Origin of the sequence: Thiohalorhabdus sp., assembly GCF_046545655.1 — a bacterium.
GTDB lineage: Bacteria > Pseudomonadota > Gammaproteobacteria > Thiohalorhabdales > Thiohalorhabdaceae > Thiohalorhabdus.
This window is the reverse complement of the sequence record NZ_JBKGZG010000067.1, coordinates 1-6,056: the sequence shown is the minus strand read 5'-3', so window position 1 is coordinate 6,056 and position 6,056 is coordinate 1. Positions and strand designations below refer to the sequence as shown.

Annotated in this window: 6 protein-coding genes; 4 read left to right on the top strand and 2 right to left on the bottom strand. The window is 71.7% G+C overall.

What is annotated here, in order from left to right; translation table 11 throughout:
• From ACLFRB_RS11305 to ACLFRB_RS11295, 3 genes are all read left to right on the top strand, one after another.
• The coding region (locus tag ACLFRB_RS11305) for a sulfotransferase (protein WP_411069115.1) at window positions 1–804 on the top strand (804 nt) is incomplete at its 5' end.
• A 94-nt stretch (window positions 805–898) separates the two neighbouring features.
• Window positions 899–2,017, top strand: coding sequence for a glycosyltransferase (locus ACLFRB_RS11300; RefSeq protein ID WP_411069114.1), 1,119 nt, complete (start codon window positions 899–901; stop codon window positions 2,015–2,017).
• A gap of 33 nt (window positions 2,018–2,050) precedes the next feature.
• Window positions 2,051–2,710, top strand: coding sequence for a sulfotransferase family 2 domain-containing protein (locus ACLFRB_RS11295; RefSeq protein WP_411069113.1), 660 nt, complete (start codon window positions 2,051–2,053; stop codon window positions 2,708–2,710).
• 83 nt (window positions 2,711–2,793) lie between these two features.
• Here the strand turns inward: ACLFRB_RS11295 and ACLFRB_RS11290 are convergent, their stop codons facing one another.
• Together ACLFRB_RS11290 and ACLFRB_RS11285 are read right to left on the bottom strand one after the other, a co-directional pair.
• The gene (locus tag ACLFRB_RS11290; protein WP_411069112.1) at window positions 2,794–3,660 is read right to left on the bottom strand and encodes a sulfotransferase family protein; all 867 of its coding nucleotides are present in this window, start codon (window positions 3,658–3,660) and stop codon (window positions 2,794–2,796) included.
• A 291-nt stretch (window positions 3,661–3,951) separates the two neighbouring features.
• Window positions 3,952–5,037 (bottom strand): glycosyltransferase family 9 protein, encoded by a 1,086-nt coding sequence (locus tag ACLFRB_RS11285; RefSeq protein WP_411069111.1) that lies wholly within the window; start codon window positions 5,035–5,037, stop codon window positions 3,952–3,954.
• 177 nt (window positions 5,038–5,214) lie between these two features.
• Between ACLFRB_RS11285 and ACLFRB_RS11280 the strand changes: the two genes are divergently transcribed.
• Window positions 5,215–5,988, top strand: a complete 774-nt coding sequence (locus ACLFRB_RS11280) for a 3-deoxy-D-manno-octulosonic acid kinase (protein WP_411069110.1) — start codon at window positions 5,215–5,217, stop codon at window positions 5,986–5,988.
• Window positions 5,989–6,056 lie beyond the last annotated feature (68 nt).

Below are 6,056 nucleotides of genomic sequence, written 5' to 3'. Positions count from 1 at the left end.
TCGGGCACCAGCATGCTCGCCGGACTCCTGCGGGAGGCGGGGGTCTATATCGGCCGCCGGCTGGGCCGGAACGACGAGGCCCTCTTCTTCCGGCGCCTAAACCGTTGGGTGCTGGCCCAGGCCGGGGGCTCCTGGACGCATCCCGGGCCCATTCGCCACCTCCTTGACGATCCCCCTTCCCGCGAGCTGGCCCGGGAGTACCTGGAGACCCAGCTGAACGGCCCGCGCGCCCTGGGATACTGGGGACCGCGAGGGCTGCTGCCCGGAGCCCCGGCCCTGTGGGGCTGGAAGGACCCGCGGAACACCTTCACCCTGCCGCTGTGGCTGGAGCTCTTCCCCGATGCCCGGGTGATCCACATGGAGCGCCACGGCGTGGACGTGGCGGCGAGCCTCACCGTTCGCCGCGCCCGCTCCCTGGAGCGCACCCGGAAGCGTTTCCGTCGCCGCCGTCTCCTGTACCGGTTCGTGACCAAGAAGTCGGACCTCCTGGACACCCCGCGCCTGGCCAGTAACGAGGAGGCCCTCGCCCTGTGGGAGGAATACGTGACTCAGGGGCGGGCGCACATGGAGCGCCTGGGGGATCAGGGCCTCTCCCTGAGCTACGAGACCTTCCTCCAGGAGCCGGCCCGGGAGCTCGCCCGAGTGGCGGAATTCTGCGGGCTGGAGCTGGACGGGGACCGGCTCCAGGCCCTTACCGCCCACCTCGATCCGGGGCGGGCCTTCGCCTACCGGGCCTCTCCGGATCTCAGCCGGCTCGCCCAGTCCCATTCCGGACGCCTGGGCGCCTTCGGGTACGCCCCCTAGCCGATGAGCCGCCGGGGGCGCATTGTGGCCCCCATAGCGATCCGGTAGACTTCCGCTTTCTTTTCCCCTTTTCCAATTGGTACCGAGCTGCGCCATGGCCCGGCCCCAACGTGTCGCCATCTTCCTCTCCTTCTCCGGGGACGGCGGCGTCGAGCACATGATGGTCAACCTCGCCGGCGCCATCGCCCGGCTCGGGGTGGAGGTGGACCTCGTCCGGGCCCGGGTGGACGGCGGCCACGCCGACCGCATCCCGGAGGGGGTGCGGGTGGTGGACCTGGAGGCCCGCCACACCTGGTCCAGCCTGCCGGGCCTGGCGCGCTACCTGCGCCGGGAGCGGCCGGATGCCCTGCTGGCGGCCAAGGACCGGGCCAACCGGATCGCGCTACGGGCGCGGAAGCTGGCGGGGGCGCCCTCCTGCCTGGCCGTACGCCTGGGCAACAACCTTTCCCAATCCCTGGAAGGCAAGTCCCGGGTGCGCAGGTGGCTGCGCACCCTCCCCATGCGGCGGGCCTACCACAAGGCCGACGCGGTGATTGCCGTCTCGGAGGGGGTTGCGGAGGACACCGCCGGGATCACGGGCCTACCCCGCTCCGCCATCCACGTCCTCCCCAATCCGGTGGTCACCCCGGCGCTGGAGGACCGCGCAGCCGAGGAGGCCGAGCATCCCTGGATGGAGCTGAGGACGGAGGACGATTCTGCCCGGATCCTCGCGGTGGGTCGCCTGAACCGGCAGAAGGACTTCCCCACCCTTCTGGAGGCCTTCGCCCGGCTCCGGGAGCAACGCCCGGCCCGGCTCGTGATCCTGGGCGAGGGACCGGACCGGGAGGAGCTGGAAGGCCTGGCCGCCCGGCTGGGGATCACCGAGTCCCTGGACATGCCGGGCTTCACCGACAATCCCTACCCCTACATGCGCCGGGCCGACCTGTTCGTTCTCTCCTCCGCCTGGGAGGGCTCCCCCAACGCCCTCACCGAGGCACTGGCCCTGGGGACGCCCGTGGTGTCCACCGACTGCCCCAGCGGCCCGCGGGAGATCCTGGAGGACGGCCGCTACGGCCCCCTGGTCCCGGTGGGGGATCCGGCGGCCCTGTCCGAGGCCATGGCGGCCACCCTGGAGGATCCGCTGCCGACCGACTTCCTGCGCAGCGGGGGAAACCGTTACCGGGACGCGGAGAGCGCCCGACGCTACCTGGAGGTGCTGGGCATCACGCCCTGACCGGCCCCATCCACCGTCCCAAGGGGACCCTCGATGCTGTACTCCTACCGCTACCGCTTCCTGTTCGTCCACCTCGCCAAGACCGGCGGCACCAGCGTCCGCACGGCCCTGGACGGCTACCGGTGGCGGGACCCCCTCTACTACCCCCAGTTCCTCTGCCGCAGGCTCAGCGGCCTCCTCGGGCGCCGGCTCGGGGTGCGCATCCCGCGCCACGCCAAGGCCATCACCGCCCAGGAGATGCTGCCCAAGGACGTCTTCGAGTCCCTGTTCAAGTTCGCCTTCGTGCGCAACCCCTGGGACCTGCAGGTGAGCTCCTGGTACCACATCGCCCGCGAGCGGCCCCACCTGCTGGAGGGGATCGAGGACTTCGACTCCTTCCTCCACTGGAAGCTGGAGGACCCCGAGCGGCCCTACCACTACATCGTGGACGCCTCCATCGAGCCCCAGTGGCATTCGCTCATGGACTTCAACGGCAACCAGATCGTGGATTTCCTGGGGCGCTACGAGAACCTGGTGGAGGACTACTACGAGGCCTGCCGGCGCATCGGCCTGCCCAAGGTCCCGGAGCTCCCGCACAAGCGCCAGGCCAAGAACCGCACCGACTACCGCACCTACTACACGGACTACTCCTACGGCCTCATCGAGAAGCACTTCCGGCAGGACATCGACAACCTGGGATACACCTTCGACTAGGCTGGGGAGAGTCGCGGCTTAGCTCGGACGAGGACTCCTTTGGGAGCGGCTACCAGCCGCGACCCCTCCAGCTCGGATGGGCCTCAGGAGGAGGCCGCCTCGTGCCCCGCCCACCGCCAGCGAAGCTCCTTCAGCCAGTTCAGCGTCCGCCCCGGGATTGAAAGCAGGTCGATCCCGGCCCGCTGGGCAAGGCTCAGGTCTTCCCGCCAGGTCTCCCGCAGCGCGATCTCGCTACTTTTCGCCGCACGCACGCCGTTGCCGGCCAGGTTGTGGTTGTCCTGGCTGGCCCAGTCGTTCACCTGGGCCGGCTCGAACTCCAGGCCGATCTGCTTCATGATCCGGCGCATCTCCTCCTCCGGCGCGCTGGCGAGGTTTTCATACCGCACCACGATGTGGAGGCGTTTGAACAGGAGGGCGAACAGGCGCAGGGAGCGGTAGGAATACTGGAAGGTGGGCCGGAATATCTGCCCCTTGCGCCGCCGCACGGAATTGGCCCGGCCCTTGGGATTGCGCATCACGTGGACGGGTATGACCTCCAGGTCCGGGTGCTTCAGCAGGCGGCGCAGCCGGCTCACGCGCTTGGAAGAGTCCACCACGTAGTCCACGCCCTTGACCGCCGCCACCGCCGCGAACAGCTCGTAGTTGTCCCGCCGGAAGGTGGCCCGGTTCCTGGCCTCCAGATCCAGGTCATCGAGCCTGCGGCCGTAGCGCTCCTCCAGCTCCGCGTTCACCCGGGTCCAGAAGGGGCACTGCCAGATGTCCTCGGCCCCGCAGGCGCAGGAGTTGCCGATGCGGTCGATGCTCTGCGGGTTCTTGCACCGCTGCAGCCGCGCGAAGCCCCGCAGCTTGTGCACCTCCCCCACCCCGGCCATGCCGCTGTGGGCGTTGAGCAGCACGTCCAGCAGCGTGGTGCCGCTGCGGCCCAGGCCGGTTACGTAGATTACCTTCATTGACTGGATTCCCCTCTTTGCTACCCCACGCTTTCCGGGATGGCTCAGCCCGTTTATTGCGGGAGCGTTTTTTTGGGCGCGGTCCGCCACCGCGACCCCGGCAGGCCCGGAGGATGCCGCCGCATGGTCGCGGCTGGTAGCCGCTCCCACAGTGGCCCTTCTGGGCCGGAATGCTTTTGTGGGAGCGGCCAGCGGGCGCGACGGATGCGCCTTCTTCGGCAGGTCGCGGCTGCCCTGGCCGCTCCCACAAGCCGCTGGGGCCATTGGCGGTTCGCCCGCTGAAGCGGGCTCCTACACGCCCAATGCCTCCGCGGCCTCGGCCATCACCGCGTCCAGCTTGTCCGTCACGTCGGCCACCTGGATGGCGCTCATGGCCTCCGGGCTTCGCACGCGCTGGCCCCAGGGGGCCTCCTCCAGGCTGGTGCCGGCGAAAGCGGCCAGGTTCTCCGGGTAGCGGTTCACCGCCCACCGCTGGCTGAGGTACGGCCCGGTGCGCAGGGGGTTGGAGGTGCCGAACAGGCCGATCACCGGAATCCCCGCGGCGGTGCCCATGTGGGCCGGCCCGGTATCGGGGGCCACCAGGGCCGTGGAGCGCTCCAGCACGGCCAGGAGCTCCTTCAGGGAGGTCTCCCCCACCAGGTCGATGGGATCGTGCTCCATGGCCGCCGCCACCGACGCCCCGTAGGCCTTCTCCTGCGGCGACGGGCCGCCGGTGAGCACCACCCGCATGCCGTGCTCCCGGACGGCGTGATCGGCCACCGCCGCGTAGCGCTCCGGATGCCAGTTGCGCCAGTTGCGCGGGCGCACGCTGGAGCAGGGATTGATGGCCAGCACCGGGGCGTCGCCGGGCAGGTGCTCGGCGGCGAAGGCCCGGGCCTCCTCCGGCACGGGAAGGTCCCAGCGCAGCTCCCGCTCGTGCAGGCCCAGCGCCTCCAGGAAGTCGAAGAAGCCGTCCAGGACGTGGCTGCGCGGATTGGGCGCGACGCGGCGGTTGAGGAACAGCCCGTGGCCGTCCCGCGCCCGCTCCCGGTCAAAGCCCAAGCGCAGGTCCGCCCGCACCCCCAGGGCGGCCACGTTGGCGCGCAGCGCCGTCTGCATGTGCAGCAGGGCGTCGAAGCGCCGGCCCCGCAGGCGGCGGCGCAGGTCGCGGAGCGCCCCCAGGCCGCCCCCCTTGTCGTAGGGCACCACCTCCACCCCGGGCAGGTCCCCCACCAGCCCGGCCTCCACCTTGCCCACCACCCAGGTGATGGCGGTCCCGGGCCAATGGCGCTGGATGGTGCGCACTACGGGCACCACGTGGGTCACGTCGCCGATGGCGGACAGGCGGAGGATGCAGAGGCTATCCGGCGGGGCGGGGGCGTCGGGCTGGCTGGTCATGGGGTCTTCCGGGAGTCGCCTGTCCGGTTGGGGCCGGGGCCGCCCGGCCGGGCCGCTTTCCTACCGGCGCCAGGCCGGATATGCTTCGTATCCCCGTGCGGAGGTTCGGCCGGTCCCTGGCGCCGGCCATGGGCCGCGACCCCGCGCCGGGGATGGAAGCCAGCACGGAGAGGCGCCTTGGAGCCGAAGACCCGCTCAGCAGGCGGCGAGCACATTCTATACGACGCCTCCGCCCTGCAAAACCCGCAGGAGGAGCTGTGGCCCCGCGGCGAGCGGGGCGCGGGGGCGGACGATCCCGCCGTCGGCGCCGGGGACCCGGGCCGGGGCGCCGTCCGTTTCCGCGCCCTCGCCGACGGCACGCAGGCGGTGCTGCGCCACTACCGGCGCGGCGGCTGGATCGCGCACCTCTCCCGGGACCGCTACCTCGGCCTCGCCCTGGAGCGCACCCGCCCCTGGCGCGAGTGGCGCCTGCTCGCCCACCTCTACCGCCTGGGGCTGCCCGTGCCCCGGCCCGTGGCGGCACGGGTGGTGCGCGCCGGCCCCGCCTACCGCGGCGACCTGGCCACGGCGCGCCTCCCCGGCTGCCGCACCCTGGGGCAGATCCTCCAGGGCGAGGCCCTGGCCCCCGCCGGCTGGGAGCGGGTGGGCCGCACCATCCGCCGCTTCCACGACGCCGGCGCCGAGCACCCGGACCTCAACGCCCACAACGTCCTCCTGGACGCGGACGGCGGCGTGTACCTGCTCGACTTCGACCGGGGCCGCCTGCGCCGCCCCGCCGGTCGCTGGCAGCGGGCCAACCTCCGGCGCCTGCGGCGCTCCCTGGACAAGCTGGCCGGGGAGACGGGGAACTTCCACTTCAAGGACGAAGACTGGGCGGTGCTGCTGGAGGGGTACGCCGGAGAGGAAGGACCGGAGGGGCCGGCCGGGCTCTCGGCGGGGGCGGAGGGATAGGCCGGGCGGCCTTGCCGGAAACGGCGTCGCGGCCATTGGCCGCTCCCACAAGGGCAATCCCGCCCACG